At 52.4% G+C, this 26050-nt stretch carries 16 protein-coding genes, 3 rRNA genes and 2 riboswitches; of the genes, 3 read left to right on the top strand and 16 right to left on the bottom strand.

The genetic code is table 11. The features are described 5' to 3' along the window. Positions 1-41: 41 nt before the first annotated feature. The 4 genes from ACR9EC_RS00095 to ACR9EC_RS00080 form a co-directional block, all read right to left on the bottom strand. On the bottom strand, positions 42-4475 hold the full coding sequence (locus ACR9EC_RS00095; protein ID WP_435299496.1) for an ExeM/NucH family extracellular endonuclease: 4434 nt from the start codon (positions 4473-4475) through the stop codon (positions 42-44). Between the two features lie 274 nt (positions 4476-4749). Next, positions 4750-5631: a bifunctional methylenetetrahydrofolate dehydrogenase/methenyltetrahydrofolate cyclohydrolase gene (locus ACR9EC_RS00090; protein ID WP_435299495.1), complete on the bottom strand. Its 882-nt coding sequence runs from the start codon at positions 5629-5631 to the stop codon at positions 4750-4752. 104 nt (positions 5632-5735) lie between these two features. Beyond that, positions 5736-7025, bottom strand: a complete 1290-nt coding sequence (gene glyA, locus ACR9EC_RS00085) for a serine hydroxymethyltransferase (protein ID WP_435299494.1) — start codon at positions 7023-7025, stop codon at positions 5736-5738. A 95-nt stretch (positions 7026-7120) separates the two neighbouring features. Next, a riboswitch (ZMP/ZTP riboswitch) is annotated at positions 7121-7289 on the bottom strand. Between the two features lie 106 nt (positions 7290-7395). Then, on the bottom strand, positions 7396-7890 hold the full coding sequence (locus ACR9EC_RS00080) for a GNAT family N-acetyltransferase (RefSeq protein ID WP_435299493.1): 495 nt from the start codon (positions 7888-7890) through the stop codon (positions 7396-7398). A gap of 63 nt (positions 7891-7953) precedes the next feature. On the opposite strand from ACR9EC_RS00080, the gene purU reads away from it, so the two are divergent. Beyond that, complete coding sequence (purU, locus tag ACR9EC_RS00075) at positions 7954-8820, top strand: formyltetrahydrofolate deformylase (protein WP_435299492.1); 867 nt, start codon at positions 7954-7956, stop codon at positions 8818-8820. Positions 8821-8865: 45 nt separating this feature from the next. On the opposite strand, the gene ACR9EC_RS00070 is transcribed toward purU, so the two are convergent. The 5 genes from ACR9EC_RS00070 to ACR9EC_RS00050 form a co-directional block, all read right to left on the bottom strand. Then, complete coding sequence (locus ACR9EC_RS00070) at positions 8866-10143, bottom strand: MFS transporter (RefSeq protein ID WP_435299491.1); 1278 nt, start codon at positions 10141-10143, stop codon at positions 8866-8868. 43 nt (positions 10144-10186) lie between these two features. Then, the gene (locus tag ACR9EC_RS00065) at positions 10187-11176 is read right to left on the bottom strand and encodes a malate dehydrogenase (RefSeq protein ID WP_435299490.1); all 990 of its coding nucleotides are present in this window, start codon (positions 11174-11176) and stop codon (positions 10187-10189) included. Positions 11177-11364: 188 nt separating this feature from the next. Next, complete coding sequence (locus tag ACR9EC_RS00060; protein WP_435299489.1) at positions 11365-11694, bottom strand: hypothetical protein; 330 nt, start codon at positions 11692-11694, stop codon at positions 11365-11367. Between the two features lie 71 nt (positions 11695-11765). Continuing rightward, positions 11766-12986: an NADP-dependent isocitrate dehydrogenase gene (locus ACR9EC_RS00055; RefSeq protein ID WP_435299488.1), complete on the bottom strand. Its 1221-nt coding sequence runs from the start codon at positions 12984-12986 to the stop codon at positions 11766-11768. Between the two features lie 107 nt (positions 12987-13093). Next, positions 13094-13441: a DUF3017 domain-containing protein gene (locus ACR9EC_RS00050; RefSeq protein WP_435299487.1), complete on the bottom strand. Its 348-nt coding sequence runs from the start codon at positions 13439-13441 to the stop codon at positions 13094-13096. Positions 13442-13482: 41 nt separating this feature from the next. On the opposite strand from ACR9EC_RS00050, the gene ACR9EC_RS00045 reads away from it, so the two are divergent. Then, positions 13483-14868 (top strand): NAD(P)/FAD-dependent oxidoreductase, encoded by a 1386-nt coding sequence (locus ACR9EC_RS00045; RefSeq protein ID WP_435299486.1) that lies wholly within the window; start codon positions 13483-13485, stop codon positions 14866-14868. Positions 14869-14952: 84 nt separating this feature from the next. Here ACR9EC_RS00045 and purH read toward each other — a convergent pair whose 3' ends face one another. Together purH and purN are read right to left on the bottom strand one after the other, a co-directional pair. Further along, complete coding sequence (purH, locus tag ACR9EC_RS00040) at positions 14953-16578, bottom strand: bifunctional phosphoribosylaminoimidazolecarboxamide formyltransferase/IMP cyclohydrolase (RefSeq protein ID WP_435299485.1); 1626 nt, start codon at positions 16576-16578, stop codon at positions 14953-14955. Positions 16579-16645: 67 nt separating this feature from the next. Next, a riboswitch (ZMP/ZTP riboswitch) is annotated at positions 16646-16737 on the bottom strand. Between the two features lie 93 nt (positions 16738-16830). Then, positions 16831-17499: a phosphoribosylglycinamide formyltransferase gene (purN, locus tag ACR9EC_RS00035; protein ID WP_435299484.1), complete on the bottom strand. Its 669-nt coding sequence runs from the start codon at positions 17497-17499 to the stop codon at positions 16831-16833. Between the two features lie 137 nt (positions 17500-17636). Here purN and ACR9EC_RS00030 point away from each other — a divergent pair, with 137 nt between their 5' ends. After that, a complete protein-coding gene (locus tag ACR9EC_RS00030) occupies positions 17637-18215 on the top strand; it encodes a hypothetical protein (RefSeq protein ID WP_435299483.1) in 579 nt (192 codons plus the stop codon). 16 nt (positions 18216-18231) lie between these two features. Here ACR9EC_RS00030 and ACR9EC_RS00025 read toward each other — a convergent pair whose 3' ends face one another. The 5 genes from ACR9EC_RS00025 to ACR9EC_RS00005 form a co-directional block, all read right to left on the bottom strand. Beyond that, positions 18232-19650, bottom strand: coding sequence for a cell division protein PerM (locus ACR9EC_RS00025; protein ID WP_435299482.1), 1419 nt, complete (start codon positions 19648-19650; stop codon positions 18232-18234). A 101-nt stretch (positions 19651-19751) separates the two neighbouring features. Continuing rightward, positions 19752-20204: a hypothetical protein gene (locus ACR9EC_RS00020; protein ID WP_435299481.1), complete on the bottom strand. Its 453-nt coding sequence runs from the start codon at positions 20202-20204 to the stop codon at positions 19752-19754. Positions 20205-20418: 214 nt separating this feature from the next. Continuing rightward, positions 20419-20535: ribosomal RNA gene (gene rrf / locus ACR9EC_RS00015) — 5S ribosomal RNA — on the bottom strand. Positions 20536-20635: 100 nt separating this feature from the next. Next, a 23S ribosomal RNA gene (locus ACR9EC_RS00010) occupies positions 20636-23741 on the bottom strand. Between the two features lie 392 nt (positions 23742-24133). Further along, positions 24134-25661, bottom strand: a 16S ribosomal RNA gene (locus ACR9EC_RS00005). The 16S, 23S and 5S rRNA genes sit together here, the layout of an rRNA operon. Between the last annotated feature and the right edge of the window lie 389 nt (positions 25662-26050).

The following is a 26050-nucleotide window of genomic DNA, read 5'->3' as shown; positions in this document are numbered from 1 at the left end:
TGCGGCAGGCCACCCCTACAGGTGTCTGTTGTGTTGCTGGGTTAATCGTCGTGATCAGTTTTTACGGTTAGTCGTCCTGTTTTTCCTGTGATTGCGGCGAGTTGGTCGTTGCCGGAATATGCGACGTTGAACGTGTATCGCCCCGGCTTCAGTTTGGGTAGTTTCACTGCCGCTACTGCCCGGTTTTTTCCGGTGACGATGAGTTGTGCGGTTCCAATTTTTGTGGTTCCGTCAAGCACGTCCACTGTTCCTGTGGGTTTTATGGTGCGGCTTTTCACCTTGATGTACACGGTTGTTGTACGCAGGTATGTGATTGTGTGAGAGCCCAATGTTGCTGTGATACGAGATGCAGCTTTTTCTGTGGTGATCTGTACGGCAGCTGATGTCGAAGGCTGCAACATTTTCGGGTCTTTCGGGGTAAACACTGCTTTCAAACTGTGTTCGCCTGCTGGTAAGAATATTTTCGCTTTGGCTTTCCCACCACGCACGGTAACTGTTTTTAGTTCCTGTTCGTGGTTGTAGAACGTAACGGTTCCAGCAACTCGGGTGGCTTTGTCTTGTGTTTTTACTGTTGCGGTCAGCGAGGTTTTCTTCCCTGCATGTGATGCCCCAACATTAAGGTTTGTAGTTGTTGCTGCCCCCTCTGGGTCTGTTGTGCCATCTGACGTTACTGTGAGTGGAACAGTGATGGTTGTGTGTGATTCGGTAGCAACGAGTTGCAGTGTGGTTGCGCCTTGTGCTGCTGCTGGAACAGTAATGCTGATGTTCGCTATGCCGTCAGTGATAGGGAAGGTTCCAACGCTCACGGGTGTGGAAAGTTGCGGTCCAGTGAAGTGCGCTTTTATTTCGGTGTTGTGAGGAGCACCCAACGAACGTACGTCCATGCGGTTCGCGGTGAAGTCGATCGTGTCTCCTACCTTTACGGTGGTTGGGACTGCGCTTATTGCTGTACCGGAGCGAGCATAGTTGGGTGTCAGGTTTGGGTGTTGTTGCAGGTAGGAGATCCATGCGTCACGGTCAATCAAACCTGAATCTTTGGTGTTTGTGCCGTCGTTGAATACTCGGAAGTTATCTCCACCTTGGGCAAGGAATGAGAAGGTTCCAATCACATACTGTGCTGCTGGGTCTATCGGCTGGTTGTTGACGGTTATGGATGTGATGCGGTCTCCGTGCGCCCGAGTCTCGTCGTAGGTGTATGTGACGTTTTTGGAGAGACCTAATTGTAGGTATGGACGGGACGGAATAGTTCCGTCAGCGTTTGTTTGCCATTGCTGTTCAAGCAGTGTTTTTACTTGTGTTCCCGTTAGCGTTGTTGTCCATAGGTTGTTAACGAATGGCAGTACAGCATTTGCTTCAGCGTAGGTTACTGCTCCGTCGGGGGCGTGCAGGAGTTCGGCTCGTAGCCCGCCAGGGTTGACAACTCCGATGTCGGCTCCTCCGCGTTGTGGTTCTGCGAGTGTTTCGTGCAAGGCATCAGCGACGAGGTTTCCCAGCGTTGAGGCTTCGGAACGGTCGTCGCGTTTCCCACCCGTGTACACGCCGTTGACGTATGCACCTCCGCTGAATGCTGTGGTGATGTCTGCGGTAACTGTTCCGACCTGCTGTGCACCTACGCGGTCTGCTTCTGCACGTGCTGCGTCGACAATGTTTTTGACCTGTGCCACGCGTGGGTATGTCTGTACGAGGGTCGCGTCATCGTCTTTAAGACGAGCAAGGTTGTTGGCTTCAGCATTTGTTACGGTTTTTGTGGAACGGTCGATGGTGAGTAAGGCTTGGCCAATGTATTCACCGTACGAACCTGTTTGTATTACTGGGCGTTGTGCGCCGGTTCCGTTGCTTGCAAGCCACGCGTACTGTTTGTGGGTGTGCCCGGTAAAGATGGCATCTACTTGTGGCGCTGTTTTTGTTACGATTTGCGCGAATGCGCCGCCAGCTGCGATTTCTTTATCGAGTGTTGTACCGTCTGGCGTTCCAGCTCCTGCTCCTTCGTGATACAGCGCGATAAGTACGTCTGCTTCTCCGTTTTTGGTTTTTCCGTCGCTGAGTTGTTGCGCAACCCGGTTTACAGCAGCTACTGGGTCACCGAACTCAATGTCTGCGATTCCACCAGGGCTTACTAATGTAGGGGTTTCTTCCGTAACAGCCCCAATAACACCGACTTTTATACCGTCAACGTCAAAGATGTCGTAGGTTTTGAGTACGGGTTGTGTGGTGCCGCGAGCGTAGACGTTAGCTGCGAGGTAGTTAAAGTTGGTTTGCTCGTTTACTCGTCCGTTGAGGTCGGCAAATCCTTTATCGAATTCGTGGTTTCCGACTGCAGATGTTGCGAGTTCTAAAGCGTTGAGCACGTCGAGTGTGGGTTTGTCATCGGCTAAGGCAGAGGCGAACAGTGATGCACCAATGTTGTCGCCGGCTGAGACAAAGAGTGTTTTGTTGTCGCCAGCGTTTTGGCGTGATTTTTCTACTGTTCCAGCGAATTTCACGGTGTTTGAGTCGATGCGTCCGTGGAAGTCGTTGATATCAAGCACGTTGAGTGTTGTGGTGGTGTTTTTTTCTCGGGTTATTCCAAGGATGACAGGGTCGTGGTCTGAGGACCGGTATGCGTTGGGTGCGTGAAAGAGCGTTGGGTGATAGTTGTGTCGGCTGTATTCGAGGGCGATTGATTCTGGGGCGTTAATGTCCCAGATGTCTGCGCCTACGGTTCGTTCGCTAAGTGTGCTGTTGTACAAGATGTGGTCGAGGGAGCCGGACTGGCCGTGGAACGAATAGGAGTGTTCTCCTGGGTTCAGTTCTGTTGTGGCGTTTTTGTATCCTGCTTCGTAGAAGACGTGCATGGGGTCTTCTTGGCTGTAGGAGTTGAAGTCTCCGAGGAGTGCAACGTCTTTTACTGTAGTGCCAGTTTCTGCGGCGATTGTTTTTAAAGCGTTGGGAACCCATTGTGTGAGTGCTTGGGCTTGGGCAACTCGTGACGCATTGGAGGAACCTTGTCCATCTCCTGCATCGCTGTCGCCGGGTAATGGTCCTGCTGAGCCTTTTGATTTGAAGTGGTTAACGGCTGTGAACAGCGGTTCTCCCCCACCTTGTGGTGTGAAGGCTTGGCCAAGGGGTTCTCGGGCATTGTTGAAGGGCTGCTCTGGGCCGCTTTGTGTGCCGAGGGCCCGCGATGCGCCGAGCGGTGTCACTGTTGTTGTGTTGTAGATGAGCGCATTGGTGATGACGTCTTGTTGCTCTAGGGCGGGCAGGTCGGTTGAGGATGGCACGTATGCCCAACGGCTACTTCCGGCATGTACGTTGAGTGCGGAGACGAGTGATGCGACTGCTTCGTCTGCTGTTTCGCCGAGTTTTACCGAGTTCTCAATTTCCATGAGTCCGACGATGTCAGCGCCTGTGGCATTAATCGCGGCAACTATTTTTTCTTGTTGCCGTTTTAGGTTTGTGTCGTTCCAGGCGCCGCGTGGGCCTTCCGTGGTGCAGTTCCGCACAGTAACCCCGTTGCTTTCACGGTCTGTGTAGGGCGTGCAGGTTCCCCATGCTTCGCCTGTGGTGGTGAAGTAGTTCAGTACGTTAAAGGAGGCGATTTTGAGTTCTGATCCAGCAAGTTTTGTGGTGTCTGGTTTGCTGGTTCTTGTGTTGGAGAATGTTGCGATTTCACTTCCGGCTGGCGTGGGTGTTGTCGGGTTTAATTTCCACGCATTGTTTCGATAGTCGATGATGAGCGGTGCAGAAAACTCGACGTGCGCTCCTACTCGTACGGGTTCGGTAAGCGAAACGTAGGGCGGTGTGTGGGTTTTTGTGCGGAGGAAGTCTGTGGTGGTTCCGTCGTCCAGTATCACGCTTCGCTGTGCGTTCGACGTTGCTTGGTCGTTGGCTTCTGCCGAGTTGGGGCGGCCAACGTCTGTTGGTTGGACGAGTGGTGTGTTCCCGAAAGCTAGGCCTACTTCTCCGTACTGATTGGTGCTGTAGGTGTTTGTGACGGTGTATGTTCCCGTGGGCGCGAAAAGCATAGACTCATATTTTTCGCGTTCCTCATCGGTTTGTGGCCAGCTTATTGTCAGAGGCTGTGGTGCCGGCACGACTTCGTCGAGCACTGTGTGCGTGGGCGATGAAATCTGCGTGAGTTTGTTGTATTCCCCTGCTGTTCCAGTCACTTCGACGTAATCACCGAGTGTGACGGTCGGTGCCTTCCCCTCATATATGGCGATGGCTTGTGACCCTTGTGTATCCGTGCCATGCGGCGTTTGAATGACGTAACTGTTGAATCCGCCCGCATACACGGCGGTGACAACGCCCCGTGTTGTTACGGTTTTTCCTGCGTATGGCGTTTGATCAGTGGTGCCTTGAATATCTGCGATAGTGAGTATTTCTGGTGCAGCAGTTGCGGGTAACGCTGCTAACGCTGTTAGTGGGGCTGCGATAAGTGAGCTAATGAGTGTCGATGCCACAAGCTGTGTTCTAGTGGTATTGCGCTTCTTCATATCGTTTCCTTGCTCTCACGTGTGATGCATGGTTGTGATGTGTCCACTTGTTTCGTCGTTGAAACAAGTACTAGAGCGACGCGTTTAATACAACAGTCACGTAAAACGCTTGACCATTCCAAAGGAATGCAATGAGATCGTTAATCTCAAAAAAGCATGGGCACGTGTCACCTAGTTAAGCGCTGTATGGCTTTCATAAGGGGAAATAGCAAACGGGCACCCTTCAGGGAAGAGTGCCCGTTATACAACAGCAATATTTCTTGGCGATATGACCCTATCGAGCGTTTCGCTCCGCTGTGGCTACAACGTTTTCTAACAAGAATGCGCGAGTCATTGGACCGACTCCGCCAGGATTAGGGGAAATCCAACCTGCAACCTCAGCCGCGGCAGGATCCACATCTCCTACTACTTTTGATTTTCCAGTTTCTGGATCAGTAGCGCGAGAAACACCGACGTCAATAAGTACTGAACCAGGTTTGACCCATTCCGCGCGGATGATTCCCGGAACGCCAGCCGCACCAATCACAACATCCGCCTGGCGGATGTGGCCTTCTAAATCTTGTGTTCCAGTGTGCGTCAACGTCACCGTCGCATTTACTGCTTTACGAGTCAACAACAAGCCGATTGAACGCCCCACAGTTGTGCCACGGCCAACAACCACAACATGCTTACCGTGCAAATCCACACCGTTGCGTTCAATAAGATCAATGATTCCGGCCGGGGTGCACGGCAACGGCGAGTCGATCTCTTCGTTTACTCGAAGTACAAGACGCCCCAAGTTTGTAGGGTGCAAACCATCTGCGTCTTTTTCCGGATCAATCAGTTCAAGAATCTTATTCGTGTCGATGCCCTTTGGTAGAGGCAGCTGAACAATGTATCCGGTGCACTGCGGGTTGGAATTTAAACGTTCAATAGCGTCAATGATTTCGTCTTGTGTCGCGGTAGCCGGTAAGTCTTCGCGAATTGACGAAATGCCGACCTCGGCACAGTCTCGGTGTTTTCCTGCTACATACCATTGTGAGCCGGGATCTTCACCAACCAACAGTGTGCCCAACCCTGGAACAATTCCTTGCTCCGCCAACGCAGCGACACGTGCCTTCAACTCATTTTTGATTGCTGCTGATGCAGCCTTGCCGTCAAGAATTCGTGCAGTCATATTCACTCTTTTCGAGCCCGCGTCAGCGAGCGCCTACTACCTCATGTGTGGGTGGCTCAAAGAAGCGATGGGCTCCCGCGTTGCGGAAGCCCATCGGATGCTCATCAGTACTGTTCGAGTTCTGGGTAGAGCGGGAAGTTGTCAGCGAGTTTTGCAACGCGTGCACGTAGTGCGTCGACGTCTGCGGCTGCGCCTGCTTTCAATGCTTCAGCAATGATGTCAGCTACTTCAGTGAACTCTGCGTCACCGAAACCGCGTGATGCGAGCGCTGGTGTACCAATACGTAGACCTGAGGTTACGCGTGGTGGACGTGGGTCGAATGGTACCGCGTTACGGTTAACGGTGATACCAACTGAGTGCAGGAGATCTTCTGCTTGCTGTCCGTCGAGGTCTGATTTGCGGAGGTCAACCAGGACAAGGTGAACGTCTGTTCCACCGGTGAGGACTGATACGCCTGCTTCGGCAACGTCCGTGTTGGTGAGTCGTGACGCGATGATCTGCGCTCCGCGCAAAACACGTTCTTGGCGTTCTTTGAATTCTGGTGTGCCTGCGATTTTGAATGCTACTGCTTTAGCAGCTACAACGTGCATGAGTGGGCCACCTTGTTGCCCTGGGAACACGGCAGAGTCGAGCTTCTTGCCGTATTCTTCACGAGCCAAGATGAAACCGGAACGTGGTCCACCGATGGTCTTGTGCACGGTGGAGGATACTACGTCAGAGTGTGGCACTGGGCTTGGGTGGAGGCCAGCTGCGACGAGTCCAGCGAAGTGTGCCATGTCGGTCCACAGGTATGCGCCGACTTCGTCTGCGATGGAGCGGAATGCTTCAAAGTCGAGGTGGCGTGGGTATGCAGACCAGCCAGCGATGATCACGTTTGGTCGTTCTGCGAGTGCTTGCTCGCGTACACGGTCCATGTCGAGGCGTGATGTTGTTTCTTCAACACCGTATGCAGCAACTTCATAGAGTTTTCCAGAGAAGTTGATCTTCATACCGTGGGTGAGGTGACCACCGTGGGAAAGGTTGAGTCCCATGATTTTGTCGCCCTTGTCGATGAGGGCGTGTAGGACTGCGGCGTTTGCTTGTGCACCAGCGTGTGGCTGGACGTTCGCGTATTGTGCACCGAAGAGGTCTTTTGCGCGCGTGATTGCAAGGTTTTCGGCGATGTCTACTTCTTCGCATCCACCGTAGTAGCGCTTGCCTGGGTAGCCTTCTGCATATTTGTTTGTGAGAACTGAGCCTTGCGCTTGGAGAACTGCGCGTGGCACAAAGTTTTCTGATGCGATCATCTCAAGGGTTTCGCGTTGGCGTGCGAGTTCACCATCGAGTACAGCGGCGATTTCTGGGTCTACTTGGGCGAGACCTTGGTTCATCACCGTATCGTTCTGGGCAGTCATATCTCTCCTTGTGTGTGCGGCTAACCGCGGACGTGTGCAACTGCTGCGTGCATCACCGGAAAGAGGACTCGCCGGCTCAGCACACACTCGTGTGGTGACCGGGCCCAGGCGAACGACCCTAAGTCGAGTAGGAAACGACACTCCCCGGTGGTACCCCACCACGCCATGTATCGTATTGCGGTTGGAACCGTGAGCGGGCCGAGGTTTATACCGTAACCTGCGGTCCAACCAAACGAGATAGCTGCGCCAGTCGTGCCGTTGCATCCATCCTACCCGACTACCGTGTTCTGCTTCCAGAACAAACTAAGCGCTGTAGGACACAAAAGGGAGACCACATGGTGGTCTCCCTTGAGGTAGTTGTGATGTGCGGTTATTCAGCAGGTTCAGCGTCACCTAAGATTTTTCGCAGGTACGCGTAGGTGAGGTCTCCAGCTACTTGGTCGTGCTGGTGTTCGTAGCCGTTCTGTTGATACATGGCAAGGTTTTGTTTGGAGTCTTTTCCGGTGAAGACCCAAATTTCGGTTGTCTCTTCTGGCAAATGCGGAAGGACCGCATACATCATTTGAGTTCCGATTCCTTGCCCCTGCAGGTCGGGGGCGACAGCTAAACGGCCAAGGGTTGCTTTACCGTCCTCTAATTCAACGCGTACTGATCCTACGAGGCGGTGCCCAAGCCAAGCGCCCAGGGTGACAACATTTTCTTTATTGAGGTCTTCGACGAGTTCCTCAAGGGTTTGTGTCAGGGGCGGAATGTTTGGGTCGCCATACACTTGAGCCTCTGTGACAAAGGCTGCTCGGCGTAGGGTCAATAGTTCGCCTGCGGTGTCCGCGCGAAGCAGTGCGATTGTGATCTCTGGCTCACTCATGAATATATCGTTGCAGATTTTCTGAGCAATCGGGGCATTGTCCACGCTAAGCGAAGTAATCTAGTGTGTGTGACCACTGAAACTTCCCCCACACACTGGGTGCTCACCCTGTCTTGCCCTGACCGTCCTGGAATTGTTCATTCCGTTGCGGGAGTTCTTGCAGAGCATGGCGGTAACATCACCGAGTCAAAACAGTTTGGGGACAGCGAAACTAATCTGTTCTTCATGCGCGTGCAAGTACTAGCGCAGGCTTCTCGTCAAGAACTCGTTGCTGCACTTGAGCCTATTGCTCGCGAATATGGCATGACGTGGAATCTTGATGTTGTGGGACGAAAAATGCGCACCATTCTTATGGTGTCCAAGGCCGCTCACGCATTAAATGACCTGCTTTTCCACCAGCGCGCATCAGAACTACCTATTGATGTTGTTGCTGTTGTTGGCAATCACCGCGATTTGGAAGGCCTAGCAGAGTTTTATGGGGTGCCATTCCATCACATCCCTGTAACCGCAGCGACCAAGCCGCAAGCAGAAGCGCACTTACTCGAGCTTGTGCAGCAACTCGACGCAGAGTTAGTTGTCCTTGCTAGGTACATGCAGGTGCTGTCCGATGACCTGTGCCGAAAGCTTGAAGGACGAGTCATCAACATTCACCACTCATTCTTGCCCTCATTTAAAGGCGCGAAACCATACCACCAAGCACACCAGCGAGGTGTGAAACTGATTGGTGCGACGTCGCATTACGTAACAGCAGATCTTGATGAGGGCCCCATCATCGAACAAGACACCGAACGTGTTGACCATGAGATGAGCGCGGAACGTTTTGTTGCATTAGGTCAAGACGTTGAGCGGCGCGTACTATCACGGGCGGTGCGCTGGCATGCCGAACATCGCGTACTACTCAACGGTACGAAAACAGTAGTTTTCCGGTAGATACGAAGGCGTCGAGTAGACCCTTGGTGTGCTCGACGCCTTCTACTACACCTCTACCGTCTGAACGTTCCCGCCGGGCAGATCACGCATGCGCATAAATGGCGAAAAGACGAGCGGTAGCGCTGCCACAAACTGGCCAACCACCACTACCCACATCATCGTCGCCATGCCGAACTGAGATGCGATCACACCACCAATAAGGCTCGCTAGGGGCATTCCGCCCCACACAATAAACCTGAAGGATGCGTTCATACGACCTAACAGGTGTGGCGGGCATAAACGCTGCCGAAAGCTCACCTGCGACACGTTAAAAAACGTGTTTGCAATCTGCATGAGGAAACCTGACACAACCAGCGGAATTATTGGGTTCACTCCGCCGTCGTGCAAAGGTTGAGCCAACGGAATACCCACATAAAAGATAGGTATGACGAGTGCGGAAAGCGCAATAACTCGGCCTTCTCCCACCCGCAAAGTCACTCGTCGAACCAAAAAAGCGCCAAGTATTCCGCCAATTGCAGAAGCCGACAGCACCAGACCAACGGAATCCTTGCTGACACCTAAACTGTCCACAACATATTTGACGATCATGGTCCACCCCATCGTCGCAAAGAGAGCGCTCGCGCCTGTTGCAAAAACAAGACGATTAAGCAGCGGAGTTTTGACGATAAACGCTAAGCCTTCATGGATCGCTTTTCCCAAAGGCAGGTGTGAGTCTTTAGGTGGCAGTGTTTCACGTTTTTTGATTCTTAGCAGGTACACGACTGAAGCAAAATATGTCACAACGTTGACGCCTATCAGCAACGGTGCAGTGACGATTTTAAGGAGCAGCCCTCCTACCGCGGGAACCGCAACGGCAGCAATTGAATATGTCGCCTGTAATTTCGTGTTTCCCTCGGATACGTGCTGCAACCCAACCAAACTTGGAACGTAACTAAGATGCGCTACATCAAAGAAAACTGTTGCAACCGAAAGTATGAGGCTTGCACCGTACAGCACCGGCATTGAGGCGTGACCCGTCAACGCCAACGCAACAACAACGGCAAGCACGGCACCACGCACAACGTCAGCAACAATGAGGACGTTTCGTTTGCGCATGCGGTCTATCCAGGCGCCTGCGGGCAACCCAATGAGCAGAAACGCAGCCGTTTGGGAGGCGTTTAAGAAACCCATCTGCATTTCTGTGGCGCGTAGCGTTGTTACAGCAAAAATGGGTAACGCTAGCGCGGTCAGTTGCGCGCCTACTTGGCTAAGCGCATCACCGATCCATAACTGTCGAAAATCGTGATGGTAGGCAAGGCTCCGCTCACGTGGGGGTTGAGGCATGAACTAAGCATGCGCTCGTAACCCTAGTTAACGCAAAACTGTCCTAGCTAACGAAACCTAGCTGCCGTACAGCTTCGCGTTCCGCTGCTATTTCAGCAACCGAAGCGTCAATGTATCGACGGGAGAACTCAGAAATGTCTAGCCCTTGCACGATCTGCCACTCCCCTGCCTCAGAGACAACAGGGAACGACGATATCAAGCCAGCAGGAACCCCATATGAGCCATCGGACGCGAGCGCCACGGATGTCCAGTCACCGTGCGGGGTACCGCTAGTCCAGTCCCGCATATGATCAATAGCAGCCGAGGCAGCAGACGCTGCCGAAGAGGCACCACGAGCCTCAATAATGGCAGCCCCGCGCGTTGCGACTTGTGGAACAAACTCGTTTTCCAGCCACTCTAGATCGCGCGTAAAAATATCCGTTTCCTCGCCGTTAATACGGGCGTGGAACAGGTCTGGGTACTGCAACGCTGAGTGGTTCCCCCAAATAGCGACCCGGCTAATATCCCGTGTTTTTACACCTGCTCGCGCTGCAGCCTTTGACAATGCCCGGTTGTGGTCGAGCCTAGTCATTGCAGTAATTCTGTGTTGTGGCACATCAGGTGCGTGAGCCTGCACGATCGCAGCATTCGTGTTGGCAGGGTTACCAACAACCAAAACACGCACGTCAGAATCTGCATGATTGTTTAAAGATCGACCTTGCGGACCAAAGATCCCAGCGTTCGCTTCAAGTAGGTCACCGCGTTCCATACCTTTCACTCGCGGGCGCGCGCCCACAAGGAATGCTGCTTGCGTGCCATCAAAAGCGTAGTCTGCATCGTCAGTGATATTTACTGATTCGAGGGTGGGAAATGCGCAGTCATCAAGTTCCATCGCAACGCCTTGCGCTGCGTGCAAACCTTGCGGGATTTCCAGCAGTTTAAGCGCGACTGGGACGTCAGCGCCAAAGACTTCACCGCTTGCAACCCGAAACGCTAAAGCGTATCCAATCTGTCCTGCTCCGCCAGTGATCGTTACATTTACGGGTGTACTCACCTTTATGCCCCTTTCAGGCCAGACCTCTTCGTCTTGTCCATCATATGAGCCAGATCACTATTGCGTCGGGGAACACGACGGTTCTGACCCAAAATATTCCATATTTCATCGCATCTTCACGCACATCGTCGCACGTCAACGTTTTTTATTCATCCACAGAGAAACCAGTCACTCAAATTGGCGTCCCGTTAAACAATGTTTTCTCCATAGTGAGGCGGCTTAGAGAAGAAGAATTGGACGGTAATTTTTTTCCCGGCACTCAAAGCAGCTTTCGTTTTTCTCCAGACATGAACGAACACAACAACTGTTATAGGAATTGTAAAAATTGCATACCATCCTATTCGAGGAAAAGGGTAGATCACCTGCACAACGCCTATAAACAAAGCAACCCACCCCACACTAGGATCAGTTGTAGGGAATTTCTTAGAAATCGTAGGAATCGCAAAATACAAATTGAAAACTACAACCACAGGGGTAGTTACAAAAATAAAAAAAGAGTAGAGGTTCTCAGTGTTCAAAAAACTTCCTTACACGAACTAACGAAAAAGACCCACCTTTAGGGGTGGGTCTCTTTCAGTTCAAAACTAGGCTATGCCGCAAGACGCGCTGCGAGGTTCTCGTCAATAGCAGCCAAGAACTCTTCAGTCGTCAAGAATGCTTGGTCCTTCGAGATGAGAAGAGCAAGGTCCTTTGTCATCTTTCCAGACTCGACGGTCTTCACCACAACGTCTTCAAGAGCCTGCGCGAATTCAACAACCTCTGGAGTGTTGTCCAACTTTCCGCGGTGCATAAGCCCACGAGTCCACGCGAAGATCGACGCAATTGGGTTTGTTGAGGTTGGCTTGCCCTGCTGGTGTTGACGGTAGTGACGGGTCACAGTTCCGTGAGCAGCTTCAGCCTCAACGGTCTTGCCGTCTGGAGTCATAAGAACCGAAGTCATCAAGCCAAGTGAACCGAACCCTTGAGCAACAGTGTCGGATTGGACGTCACCGTCATAGTTCTTGCATGCCCACACGTAGCCGCCTTCCCACTTCATAGCGGAAGCGACCATGTCGTCGATGAGACGGTGCTCGTAAATGAGCCCAGCAGCCTCGAACTGTTCCTTGTATTCTGCATCGAATACTTCTTGGAACAAGTCTTTGAACTGGCCGTCGTACGCCTTAAGAATCGTGTTCTTTGTAGAGAGGTATACAGGGTAATTACGCTGCAAACCGTAGGCGAAGGATGCACGAGCAAAGTCTTTAATTGACTCGTTAAAGTTGTACATTCCCATTGCGACACCGCCTTCTTCAGGCATGGTGACGACCTCGAATTGCTGTGGCGCAGAGCCGTCAGCAGGTTCAAAGGTCATGGTGATTTTTCCAGCACCTGGAACTTTGAAGTTGGTGGACTTGTACTGGTCGCCGTGTGCGTGACGGCCAATAATGATTGGCTTGTTCCAGCCTGGCACCAAACGTGGAATGTTCGAAATGATGATTGGTTCGCGGAATACAACACCACCGAGGATGTTACGGATAGTTCCGTTTGGCGAAACCCACATCTTTTTCAGCCCGAACTCTTCAACACGAGCTTCGTCTGGCGTGATGGTTGCACACTTAACACCAACGTTGTACTGCTTGATCGCGTTCGCTGCATCGACAGTGACTTGGTCATCTGTAGCGTCGCGGTTTTGGATCGACAGGTCGTAGTACTTGAGGTCGATGTCTAGGTAAGGGTGAATGAGGCGGTCTTTAATGAACTGCCAAATAATACGGGTCATCTCGTCGCCGTCGAGCTCGACGACCGGGTTCACAACCTTAATCTTGCCCATGAAGGAGCGCTCCTCGCGTAAGGATTGGTTACAGTCTTGCCACAACCAACCTTAACTTATTTCTTGATATCAAGATATCTTGTTCGCGTGCGCGCTAGATCACGTCTTTAACAGAACAAACCCTCATCGCATTTCAACGCATACGAATACGAGGCCAAGAAGAAAACAGCCCCTGAAAGCCCATAGCAGAAGAGGACATCAAACCATTTCTCACGTGCAGCAATACCAAAAGGAGCGCCCGGTAACAGCCAGCGCAGCGTACCCACCAAAGCAATGAGCAACCCAAAATAATATGCACCAGTTTTTGGGTTAATCGTCAAGGTAAAAACCAACCCTAAAGCCACGGCACCCACAATCGCCCACATCATTCCAGTCTTCAGCGTTTTTCCTCTCGCCATCACAGCGGCAGGAGTAACTGGAGATTCTTCAGGGGTATGATCCGTTGCTTGCGTCACAGCTTTTTCTATTCCCATCCATCAGCACGTACGTTAGACACATGGCTACGATGTCGTCCGTTCCCACTCTACCGCCCCAGCCCATCAAATCAGTCATCGTTGTCGGTGCTGGACTTGCCGGACTTCGCACCGTTGACGCGTTACGCACACAAGGTTTTCGCGGTCATATCACTGTGGTTTCAAACGAATCATTGCCTCCTTACGATCGTCCCCCGCTGTCGAAGAAACTCTTTGAGGCAACCGCGCCCACATTCTTGAGCGACGACATGCAATGTGACCTTGACCAGCTAGCCGACGTCGTCGAATACGACGCTCAGGCACTCACATTAGACATTGCTGGCGCCCAGCCTAAACTCGTCATCTCTCAGGCTAATAAGCAACAACATACACAACGTACGCTCACGGCAGACGCACTTGTGATTGCAGTGGGTGCTCCCCCACAACACCCCAGCAGTTGGACAAACGTCCACAGCTTATACACGTGGAATGACGCTCAACGACTACGGACGGACCTGCCGTCCGGTTCTCGTCTCACTATTATTGGCGCAGGTTGGATTGGCTGCGAAGTAGCATCCGTTGCAGCGGCTAACGGTTATACAGTGACCGTCATTGAAGCTGGAGAGACCCCACTCGCACAACAGCTTGGGCCAAAGATCGGCGCACGAATTGCACCTTGGTTTAATGCCCCCGGCCTTGAACTACGTTGTGGTGAACGGGTCACAGGAGTGCAAACTACCGCGGCAGGGCTCCTCACCACCGAAGTTATCCCTGTCTCAGGGGACACCGCTTCCTTACCTGCAACTGCATTACACGCAGATGTAGTGCTTGCAGCTGTCGGAGTTTCACCTGCCACGCAATGGCTCGATAACGTTCTCACCCGCTCCAAAAATGGGGCGATTTACACTAATGCTTTAGGGCTAGCCTCCACTCGGGCAAACAGTAAATGCCTAGTTTTTGCGGTCGGTGATTGTGCGTTACGAAGCGACGCTATTCATGGCCAGATACCAGGGGGACATTGGAATACTGCTCTTACTGATCCAGAGGTCGTTGCGGCAACACTGTGCGCTATCGATAATGCTGCGACCGCATCAGTGGACGTTCAACCGCCTCATATTCCTACGCCCACACCGCACGTCTTTTCCACGCAGTTCGGCCATGACCTTAATCTGTTTGGCACCCCCGATGTGATGAATGACGAGGTGATTGTGCGTTCCTATTCGCAAGATTCGTGGACAGCACTATACGTGTCGTCTTACAGCGACGTCACGTGCGAGGACCCCAGCATTCACGTCACTGGAATTTTTACCGTTAACGCTCCACGAGACGCAGCAACCGCGCGACGATTCCTCTCGCAAGGGCCGGTAACGCTCCAGCACACTAAGGCGAGCGACCCGCATACCCCACTCAAGAACACTCGAGTGTCTTAACTCTGTGCATAAAAAGAGGTATCCGCACGCTCGCGCAAACGTGCGGATACCTGTCTTAGTTGGGGTGTATCCCCTCTCGGACGCTCAGTGAGCGAAGTGACGTGTTCCAGTCAAGTACAAGGTAACTCCTGCGGCTTCAGCAGCCGCAATAACTTCTTCATCACGTACTGATCCGCCAGGCTGGACAACGGCTTTAACGCCTGCATCCAAAAGCACCTGTAAACCGTCAGCAAATGGGAAGAAAGCATCTGATGCTGCAACAGCGCCTTGGGCCCTGTGCGCGCCTTCCCCTAGTGAGTTGGCGCGTTCAACAGCAAGTTTGCATGAGTCGACTCGGTTAACTTGCCCCATTCCGACCCCAACGGATGCCCCCTGTGAAGCAAGCAAAATGGCGTTAGATTTCACTGCACGTACGGCGTTCCACGCAAATTTGAGGTCGGTGAGTGTGGCTTCGTCTGCAGCTACGCCGGCTGCAAGAGTCCAGTTTTCAGGATTGTCACCAGACGCGTCAATACGATCTGTTGCTTGCATAAGCATTCCACCGGTGATCTCACGCGTCTCGATTGCTCCACGAGCTGGCGATGCGACCTTCAACAAACGAATGTTCTTTTTGCGAGAAAGGATTTCTATTGCTTCCGGCTCAAAGTCAGGCGCAACAACAACTTCAGTGAATACGTCTGCGATTTGAGTTGCTGCTTGTGCCGTGAGGGTACGGTTTGCTGCGATCACTCCACCGAATGCTGAAACAGGGTCACATGCGTGCGCTTTAGCGTGCGCTTCAGCGATTGTGTCGCCAATAGCGATACCACATGGGTTCGCGTGCTTGATGATAGCTACAGCAGTACTGTCGTGGTCGTAGGCTGCACGCCATGCAGCGTCAGCATCAACATAGTTGTTGTACGACATCTCTTTGCCGTGTAGTTGTTCTGCTGTCGCTAAACCTGCCGACTGGTGTCCGTTAGCGTACAGGGCTGCACGTTGGTGCGGGTTTTCGCCGTACCGCAACACATTTTTACGCTCCCACGTAGCGCCAACCCATGCGGGGAAACCTGTAGAAACGCCGTCAACTTCATCGGTTGGAGACACAATGTTCCCCATCCAGGAAGCAACAGCCACATCATATGAAGCGGTGTGGACGAATGCGGCAGCAGCTAACGCTTTACGTTGCGCATATGTAAACCCGCCGCTTTCCACAGCAGCGATAACGTCTTGGTAGCGTGTTGGGTCTACGACGATAGCTACACTTGGGTGGTTCTTTGCCGCCGCGCGCACCATCGATGGCCCGCCAATGTCAATTTGCTCGACGCATTCGTCTGGTGTTGCGTCGGAAGCAACTGTTTGCGTGAACGGGTAAAGGTTTACGACAACAAGCTCAAATGGCGACACCTCAAGTTGAGCGAGTTGCTCAAGGTGATCTGCTTTACGAGTGTCTGCAAGAATCCCAGCGTGCACGCGTGGGTGTAGCGTTTTTACGCGGCCTTCTAGGCACTCTGGAAAACCGGTCAGTTCTTCAACTTTGGTAACAGGAACGCCAGCCTGTGCGATTGTGGTTGCGGTCGATCCCGTTGATACGAGCTCTACGCCTTGTGCGTGCAGTGCTTGAGCTAGCTCAGCAAGCCCCGTTTTGTCGTATACGGAGATAAGCGCGCGACGAATAGGACGTTGAGTGTCGTCGTTGAGGGCTGGGACAGAGGTGGAAGATGCAGACAAGAGTCTCTCCGGTTGTAGCGTCTAACGAGTGTGGATGCCCGTGACATGTTGTGTGCACGGTCGTTATCCCCAACGCCCAGGCGGACGGCGCTACAGATGGGGTCTGCATAGCGACTGCTCCCCGGTGGTACTCCACCCTCGCCAGTTGCAGCCTCTTTCATCCTAGCGGGATTTTGTGACTTCCAGTAAAGACAACCTATGTGAGATGCACCTAGTTTGTTACCTTGCCGTCTTTATAGAAGTGATGGCCTGTTACACGTTATTTTTCAAGGCCACGGTGCGCCCTTCAACAGTAAAACCGTAACGTGCAAGCTTTGACACCCATGTCACGATGAGTTCTCGCTCTTTTTCTTTAATCCGCTCATGCAGTGTTTCTTCTGTATCTGCGGGTTCTACGGCTACGACTGCTTGCGCAATTATTGGTCCTGTGTCTGTGCCTTCGTCGACAACGTGAAGTGTGCATCCGGTGATTTTCACGCCATACGCTAAAGCATCCCGTACTCCGTGCGCGCCAGGGAAGGACGGAAGGAGAGCTGGGTGTGTGTTGATGGTTTTTCCGGCAAAACTATCGAGGAAGTTTTTACCAAGGATGCGCATAAAACCAGCAGAAACAACGAGGTCTGGCTGGAAGACACGGACGGCTTCTGCCAGCGCGACATTCCACTCTGCGCGGGTTGCAAAGTCTTTAGGGTCAACGATAACGCTTGGAATTTTCTCTTCATCAGCAATTGTTAACGCACCCGCGTGCGGATTATCAGTGATGACTGCGACGATACGTGCACCATATGACGGTTCACCATGTGCCGCTAGTAGTGCAGCAAAGTTTGAGCCGCCGCCAGAAACTAATACGACTACCTTCTTTGCAGCTACCTCGTCTTGCCCGATTGTGTTTACTAGGTGTCCTGAAGGTGTTGTTGTCACGGTATGCTCCATAAACAGTGCGGTGTAGTCGCGGTGCTGTGCCCTGATAACCCTAGCAACCTAACGTGTTTTTCTTACAATCTCGCCGGTGGCTGAACATGCGACAAATATTCAGAAACATAAGCGAAAATATAACTATGGACAATCCTTACACGTTCACGCCGCGCGATAAATCTGAGCCGGACGCTCCTGCAGAAGAAACTGCACAGTCGGGCCTCGAACATGTCGATGAAAACAGACGCGACGAACACGCGCAAGGACCCGTGCTCCCTCAACCGGAATCTAATAAAGTTGGCGGTTCTTCCCCTATGAAATCTCGAGAGAAACCGAAACTTTCAGACGAAGAAAATCGTCTTGTGCAACGACACTTCATGCATTTTGTGCTGCTTATGTTTGCCACGCTTGTCACGAGTTCTTTTGCGTTGCCTTACAGACTTGTTGCTCTTGTCTTCACTGCGTGGGGAATCGTTGTTGGTATCCGGGCGTTGCAGTATGCATGGTCTAAGCAAGTCCGCGGGGCTTCCATCGGTGTACTATCCATCGGAATTGCGTTAACTGCAATACTGGGCATGGCTGTCATTCAAATGATCCCACGTTGGGAAATTGAAATGAATTTCCAAGAATGCCAAGCTCAAGCCATTACTGTGCAGGCTAAGAACACATGTCTAGTGGAGTACAAAGACGCGTTAAAGAATTTCAACAACACTTTGCGTTAGTCAGTGTGCGTAGTAACTACTCTGTCGGTTCTTGAGCAGAATGCGCTGTCCGTGACGAGTTCCCTGACGGTGTAGACCTGCTCGATGGCACTGATCGTGCTGAGGTGCCGGATGCTGTTGATGAATTAGTTCGCGTGCTGCGTGCTGATGATGCTGTGCTAGGCGAATATGACGTGGTTTTTTTGGTTGATGACAGTCCTTGACGGATCTCTTTGCGCCCAACCAGCACCCTTATACCAGCACCTATGCCCACGAGTACTGCGATGCGCAGGGCTGATGTCCACAGTTCTGGGCCAAATTCTGTTAAGTTTCCTGGGCCAATCGCGCCGCTCGCTAACCAGACAAGAACCGTCCACATAAATACTGTGGTTGCGGTCAGGATTAGTGGGGCGGCTACGATGTTCCACCATCGTAAGGTTTCAGTGCATCGCACTATCGTTTGAGCGCCAAAGAAGCCGCACAAACTTATAGCGACTACAAAGGTGATGGTGAACGCCAGTGGCGCTGTTGCTTGAGGTAGTGCTGCCAAAACGGGTAGGTTGGGCAATGGCCCTAACACTACGTGTTCTGGAGAGATGATAGTGCCTGTCCCTATCTGGAAGCCTGCGCCTGACAGCCAACTGGCGGCCCATACTATGAGGTTGGGGACGAGCGATATTTGCGCAACTCCTAATGCTATTCCGCTGAGTGCGTCTAAAGGCCAGTCGCCTAGCACTTGCGACATTGCATCTCGCCCTAAAACAAACCATGCTATTGAGGCTAAGGCACCAAGAATAGTCAGTGTGAGCAGGGTTATGATCCCACCGCGCAGTGATGTTTCGATCCACTCTTTTCTGCCGCTCAACTGTTTATGTATGCCGTAAAAGGCGTGGCCGTCTTCGCGTTTGCGTAGTCCTATGTACAAGCTCAGCCACACGATAATAAGAGTCGACACGATTGTTCTCGTTAACCCGACAAGGTGTGGTGTAGCGATAAGGGATGCGGCAGCGATTAGGAGTGTGTAACTTGCGCTGTACACGATTAGTGCTGCGCTGCTTACTCGTAATGATCGCCGGACTGAAAGCACTCCAGCAGCCACAACCAAGAGGGTTAATCCCAGTGGGGCCATTGTGAGGGTTGTGCCGTCTACTGTTGCGTAACTGCCGTGTGCAACGGCCCAAAATGCTAGGCCTGCTTTTAGTGCGGCTCCAAAAGAAAAGTCTTGGTCGACAAGCGTTGTCGAGATAACCGCCGTTACAAGTACTGGTATGACGATTATTGCCATACCAAAGATGAGCGTTTGGATGGCAGTTAGTAGACCGGATAGGGCAGTGCTTCCGCCTTCGATTGAATCGTCGACAGATAGCTGCTTTCGCAGTGTCTGGCGGTCTTCAATGATGTTTTGTGTGCGTTTCGATGCTTTCCGATTCGCTGGTTCGTAGCCTGCATTCCCCATGGTTCTATCTTGCCTTGTGCACGTGGAGTTGAGGGGCTACGCCACGGTATAGCAACGCTTTTATGCCGATGCTGTCTGTGTTGCTTACACTGTGGATGAGTTTAGGTGTACACACTTATTTTCGAGGGGCGGCGTGGTTTTTCTAGGGATTTTACTTGCCCGAATGAGCAGCCAAATAGCAGCACTCCTAAAAGGAGTAAGCCAAAGCCGAACCATGTTTCTTTTTGTATGAGGAAAACGATAGAAAGCGTGAAGTGTGCGATAACCACGCCGTAGAAACCAATGAGGCTGGCTGTTTTACTGACCCCGCTTTGGCTTTTGGTTGCTGTGTGTGTTTCGCGGGATCGTGGGATGACGTGCGTTAAAGCTAATGCCCATAGCGCGAATGCACCGACTGCGACGAGGGGAAGGCTTGAGGCTTTCAGGAACCCTCCTGCTAGCCCTCCACCGCGTGCTAGGGATATTCCGAAGGCTGTAACGTAGGCGGTCGCCCCGATGAAGTACAGTGCTTCAATTGCGAGTATGAGCGATGCAATTGTGTCTCTGATTTTCATCTGAGTCCTTTGGTCATAGGGGCGTACCATTACAACCTATGCCAAAAAACCGCGATATTTCGCGGTTTTTACAGGAAATCATCTCTAAGATTGAGTTATATCCAACTAGTTATTCAACACATCAGACTCAAGTCGTAGAATAATAAATTTTTCAATTGTGTGTGGGTGTGCGTCAGGCCCCACCGTTGTGGTGGGGCCTGGCGTGTTATGTGTGTGTCGGCTGTGTCCTACTCTCCCACACCATTGCTAGTGCAGTACCATCGGCGCTGTCAGGCTTAGCTTCCGGGTTCGGAATGGGGCCGGGCGTTTCCCTGACGCTATGACAGCCGTACGTTTTGTTCACCATCGTCTCGCCCCTGTGTGTTGGGGTGGTGGGTCGTGGTGTGGGAGCTGGGTAGTGGACGCGTGCAGTAAGTGTTTGTGTGTTGTGTGTTGTTAGGTTGTTGGCGTATTAGTACCGGTCAGCTGCGACAGTCGTTAGTCCTGTCTTCCACGTCCGGCCTATCGACCCACTGGTCTGGTGGGTGCCTTCACAACAATTGTTGTTGGAAACCTTATCTTGAAGCAGGCTTCCCGCTTAGATGCTTTCAGCGGTTATCCCTTCCGAACGTAGCTAACCAGCCATGCACCTGGCGGTACAACTGGCACACCAGAGGTTCGTCCGTCCCGGTCCTCTCGTACTAGGGACAGGTCTTCTCAAGTTTCCTGCGCGCGCAGCGGATAGGGACCGAACTGTCTCACGACGTTCTAAACCCAGCTCGCGTACCGCTTTAATGGGCGAACAGCCCAACCCTTGGGACCTACTCCAGCCCCAGGATGCGACGAGCCGACATCGAGGTGCCAAACCATGCCGTCGATATGGACTCTTGGGCAAGATCAGCCTGTTATCCCCGGGGTACCTTTTATCCGTTGAGCGACCACGCTTCCACAAGCCATGGCCGGATCACTAGTTCCGACTTTCGTCCCTGTTTGACCTGTCAGTCTCACAGTCAAGCTCCCTTGTGCACTTACACTCGCCACCTGATTGCCAACCAGGCTGAGGGAACCTTTGAGCGCCTCCGTTACATTTTAGGAGGCAACCGCCCCAGTTAAACTACCCACCAGGCACTGTCCCTGAACCCGATTAGGGTTCGAGGTTGAGGTATCCGAAACCACAAGAGTGGTATTTCAACGATGACTCCACACACACTAGCGTGCATGCTTCATAGTCTCCCACCTATCCTACACATGTAATACCGAATACCAATACCAAGCTATAGTAAAGGTCCCGGGGTCTTTCCGTCCTGCTGCGCGTAACGAGCATCTTTACTCGTACTGCAATTTCGCCGAGTTTATGGTTGAGACAGCGGAGAAGTCGTTACGCCATTCGTGCAGGTCGGAACTTACCCGACAAGGAATTTCGCTACCTTAGGATGGTTATAGTTACCACCGCCGTTTACTGGGGCTTAAATTCTCAGCTTCACCACCAAAGGTGGTTGACCAGTCCTCTTAACCTTCCAGCACCGGGCAGGCGTCAGTCCGTATACATCGACTTGCGTCTTCGCACGGACCTGTGTTTTTAGTAAACAGTCGCTTCTCCCTGGTCTCTGCGACCCCGATCCGCTCAACACAGCGTGTGTGTATCACGGTTGGGGCCCCCCTTCTCCCGAAGTTACGGGGGCATTTTGCCGAGTTCCTTAACCATAATTATCTCGATCGCCTTAGTATTCTCTACTTGATCACCTGAGTCGGTTTGGGGTACGGGCGGCTAACACCTCGCGTCGAGGTTTTTCTTGGCAGCAGAGGATCACCAACTTAACCCCATCAGATCTCACCCTTAATAAGTCCCGGATTTACCTAAGACTTGAGCTACATCCTTGGCCGTCGTCTACCATCGCGACGGTTTGGCTACCTTCCTGCGTCACCCCTGTTCATACGCTCACGCCACACCACGCCACACCCAGCACACATCACCACACACAACCCGAAGGCTATGCATGCGTCAGTGTGGGAGGTGTTTTATAGTGTTTTGTGTTGGGCGGTGTTTCACCGGTACTAGAATATCAACTAGTTGTCCATCGACTACGCCTGTCGGCCTCGCCTTAGGTCCCGACTAACCCAGGGCAGATTAACTTGACCCTGGAACCCTTGATCATTCGGCGGACGGGTTTCTCACCCGTCTTTCGCTACTCATGCCTGCATTCTCACTCGTGTAGTCTCCACCACTGGGTTACCCCGCAGCTTCATCGCCCACACGACGCTCCCCTACCCATCCACACACCTGAACCCACAAGGGGCTAGGTACATATGTGAATGCCACAGCTTCGGCGGTGTACTTGAGCCCCGCTACATTGTCGGCGCAGAATCACTTGACCAGTGAGCTATTACGCACTCTTTCAAGGGTGGCTGCTTCTAAGCCAACCTCCTGGTTGTCTATGCAACTCCACATCCTTTCCCACTTAGCACACGCTTAGGGGCCTTAGCTGGTGGTCTGGGCTGTTTCCCTCTCGACTACGGAGCTTATCCCCCGCAGTCTCACTCCTACACTCTGACTTACCGGCATTCGGAGTTTGGCTAACGTCAGTAACCTGGTGAGGCCCATCGGCTATCCAGTAGCTCTACCTCCGGTAAGAAACATGTAAGGCTGCACCTAAATGCATTTCGGGGAGAACCAGCTATCACGAAGTTTGATTGGCCTTTCACCCCTACCCACAGGTCATCCCCCCAGTTTTCAACCTAGGTGGGTTCGGTCCTCCACGCGGTCTTACCCGCGCTTCAACCTGCCCATGGGTAGATCACTTCGCTTCGGGTCTAGACCCAGCGACTCATTCGCCCTATTCAGACTCGCTTTCGCTACGGCTGCCCCACACGGGTTAACCTTGCCACTGAGCACTAACTCGCAGGCTCATTCTTCAAAAGGCACGCCGTCACCCCAACGAGGGAGGCTCCGACGGATTGTAAGCACATGGTTTCAGGTACTATTTCACTGCCCTCCCGGGCTACTTTTCACCATTCCCTCACGGTACTGATCCGCTATCGGTCATTAGGTAGTATTTAGGCTTACGAAGTGGTCTTCGCAGATTCACACGAGATTTCTCGGGCCCCGTGCTACTTGGGATCCCACGACACAGGTATACATGTTTCAGTTACGGGGGTATCACCCTCTACGCCACTCTTTCCCAAGAGTTTCACCTACACGCATACTTGATAACTGTGTGTTCAAACGGCAGCTTGAACCACGTGGTCCCACAACCCCATACACGCAACCCCTGCCGGGTATCACACGCATATGGTTTGGCCTTATCCGCTTTCTCTCGCCAATACTCACGGAATATCTTTTCCTGCCGGTACTGAGATGTTTCACTTCCCGACGTTCCCTCTACCTTGCCTATATATTCAGCAAGGAGTACCCCAACATGACTTGGGGTGGGTTTCCCCATTCGGACACCCTCGGATCACAGCTCGTTTGCCAACTCCCCGAGGCTTATCGCAGGCTACAACGTCCTTCATCGGCTCCTAATGCCAAGGCATCCACCATGTGCTCTTAAAAACTTAACAAAACACAAAAAATTTCATACAAAATCACAGACACCAAAAAAGACATAAAATCATTTTTTGATTAGATGCTCGCGTCCACTATCCAGTTCTCAAACAACGACCACACCCACACAAACAACCACCACCATCAAGCAGCGTCATCCATGCGACATGGCTAAAACCTCACACCCTTCCCCACACACGCACAAACGCGCACATAAGAAAACCGGGTTGATGTTTCATAACCCAACAGTGTGTTTGACCCCAACCACCCACGCCCGCACACTTCCACCAACCCCCAAAAAGGTCAGGTACTACGTGCACGCACACATGATCAAGGAATGCTTGTCAATGTTCCACCCATGAGCACAACCACTAGAACACTCGCCTAGCGCATTGCATATGCTCCTTAGAAAGGAGGTGATCCAGCCGCACCTTCCGGTACGGCTACCTTGTTACGACTTAGTCCCAATCGCCAATCCCACCTTCGACGACTCCCTCCCACAAGGGGTTAGGCCATCGGCTTCGGGTGTTACCAACTTTCGTGACTTGACGGGCGGTGTGTACAAGGCCCGGGAACGTATTCACCGCAGCGTTGCTGATCTGCGATTACTAGCGACTCCGACTTCATGGGGTCGAGTTGCAGACCCCAATCCGAACTGAGACCGGCTTTTTGGGATTCGCTCCCCCTCACGGGATCGCAGCCCTTTGTACCGGCCATTGTAGCATGCGTGAAGCCCAAGACATAAGGGGCATGATGATTTGACGTCATCCCCACCTTCCTCCGAGTTGACCCCGGCAGTCTTCCATGAGTCCCCACCATAACGTGCTGGCAACATAGAACGAGGGTTGCGCTCGTTGCGGGACTTAACCCAACATCTCACGACACGAGCTGACGACAACCATGCACCACCTGTACACCAGTCCGAAGAGGCGACTATCTCTAGCCGTTTCCGGTGTATGTCAAGCCTTGGTAAGGTTCTTCGCGTTGCATCGAATTAATCCGCATGCTCCGCCGCTTGTGCGGGCCCCCGTCAATTCCTTTGAGTTTTAGCCTTGCGGCCGTACTCCCCAGGCGGGGCACTTAATGCGTTAGCTACGGCGCGGAACTCGTGGAATGAGCCCCACACCTAGTGCCCAACGTTTACGGCATGGACTACCAGGGTATCTAATCCTGTTCGCTCCCCATGCTTTCGCTCCTCAGCGTCAGTTGCGGCCCAGTGACCTGCCTTCGCCATCGGTGTTCCTCCTGATATCTGCGCATTCCACCGCTACACCAGGAATTCCAGTCACCCCTACCGCACTCTAGCCTGCCCGTACCCACCGCAAGCCCAACGTTAAGCGTTGGGTTTTCACGGCAGACGCGACAAACCGCCTACGAGCTCTTTACGCCCAATAATTCCGGACAACGCTTGCGCCCTACGTATTACCGCGGCTGCTGGCACGTAGTTAGCCGGCGCTTCTTCTGCAGGTACCGTCACTTTCGCTTCTTCCCTACTGAAAGGGGTTTACAACCCGAAGGCCTTCATCCCCCACGCGGCGTCGCTGCATCAGGCTTTCGCCCATTGTGCAATATTCCCCACTGCTGCCTCCCGTAGGAGTCTGGGCCGTGTCTCAGTCCCAGTGTGGCCGGTCGCCCTCTCAGGCCGGCTACCCGTCGTCGCCTTGGTAGGCCATCACCCCACCAACAAGCTGATAGGCCGCGAGCCCATCCCTCACCGAAAAAATCTTTCCACCCACAAAAGATGCCTCTATGGGTCGTATCCAGTATTAGCCACCGTTTCCAATGGTTATCCCGAAGTAAGGGGCAGGTTACTCACGTGTTACTCACCCGTTCGCCACTAATCAAAAAAGTGCAAGCACTCTTCATCATCGTTCGACTTGCATGTGTTAAGCACGCCGCCAGCGTTCGTCCTGAGCCAGGATCAAACTCTCCATGAAAAAATAAAATCCATAGACACCAACACCACGCACGGGAAAACGCACGACAGCATCAGCACTAAAATTTGAAACCAGCATCCAAAAAAACAACTAGCATCAAAAAACACACCCACACAACGTGCACGCATGTTCCTTCACAACCAGAATCATTAAACAATAAAAGAAATGTTTAACAACAAAAAAATATTTTTGAATACCAAAAATAAAAACGAACATCACCACAGCACATGAAACCCACCCATCTAAAGCAGGAAACACACACCACAACAATGCCCTAATGGCATCAACAATCAAACACACTATTGAGATATCAAACAACAACCACACACCATCAAAACCCAGCCAAACCACTCGGCCAAACCCATCCGGGGCAACCTCTCAAACCTACC

This window comes from Timonella sp. A28, from assembly GCF_051200815.1.
Lineage (GTDB): Bacteria > Actinomycetota > Actinomycetes > Actinomycetales > Cellulomonadaceae > Timonella.
The sequence above is the reverse complement of the archived record's forward strand: the minus strand, read 5'-3'. Positions and strand labels throughout refer to the sequence as shown.

What these genes read in the sequence shown, in the direction of transcription:
- ACR9EC_RS00055 (WP_435299488.1), bottom strand. Translation starts at nt 12,986, where the DNA reads ATGGGCAAGATTAAGGTTGTGAACCCGGTCGTCGAGCTCGACGGCGAC.
- glyA (WP_435299494.1), bottom strand. Translation starts at nt 7,025, where the DNA reads ATGACTGCCCAGAACGATACGGTGATGAACCAAGGTCTCGCCCAAGTA.
- ACR9EC_RS00020 (WP_435299481.1), bottom strand. Translation starts at nt 20,204, where the DNA reads ATGAAAATCAGAGACACAATTGCATCGCTCATACTCGCAATTGAAGCA.
- ACR9EC_RS00045 (WP_435299486.1), top strand. Translation starts at nt 13,483, where the DNA reads ATGGCTACGATGTCGTCCGTTCCCACTCTACCGCCCCAGCCCATCAAA.
- ACR9EC_RS00080 (WP_435299493.1), bottom strand. Translation starts at nt 7,890, where the DNA reads ATGAGTGAGCCAGAGATCACAATCGCACTGCTTCGCGCGGACACCGCA.
- ACR9EC_RS00095 (WP_435299496.1), bottom strand. Translation starts at nt 4,475, where the DNA reads ATGAAGAAGCGCAATACCACTAGAACACAGCTTGTGGCATCGACACTC.
- ACR9EC_RS00025 (WP_435299482.1), bottom strand. Translation starts at nt 19,650, where the DNA reads ATGGGGAATGCAGGCTACGAACCAGCGAATCGGAAAGCATCGAAACGC.
- ACR9EC_RS00070 (WP_435299491.1), bottom strand. Translation starts at nt 10,143, where the DNA reads ATGCCTCAACCCCCACGTGAGCGGAGCCTTGCCTACCATCACGATTTT.
- ACR9EC_RS00030 (WP_435299483.1), top strand. Translation starts at nt 17,637, where the DNA reads ATGGACAATCCTTACACGTTCACGCCGCGCGATAAATCTGAGCCGGAC.
- ACR9EC_RS00090 (WP_435299495.1), bottom strand. Translation starts at nt 5,631, where the DNA reads ATGACTGCACGAATTCTTGACGGCAAGGCTGCATCAGCAGCAATCAAA.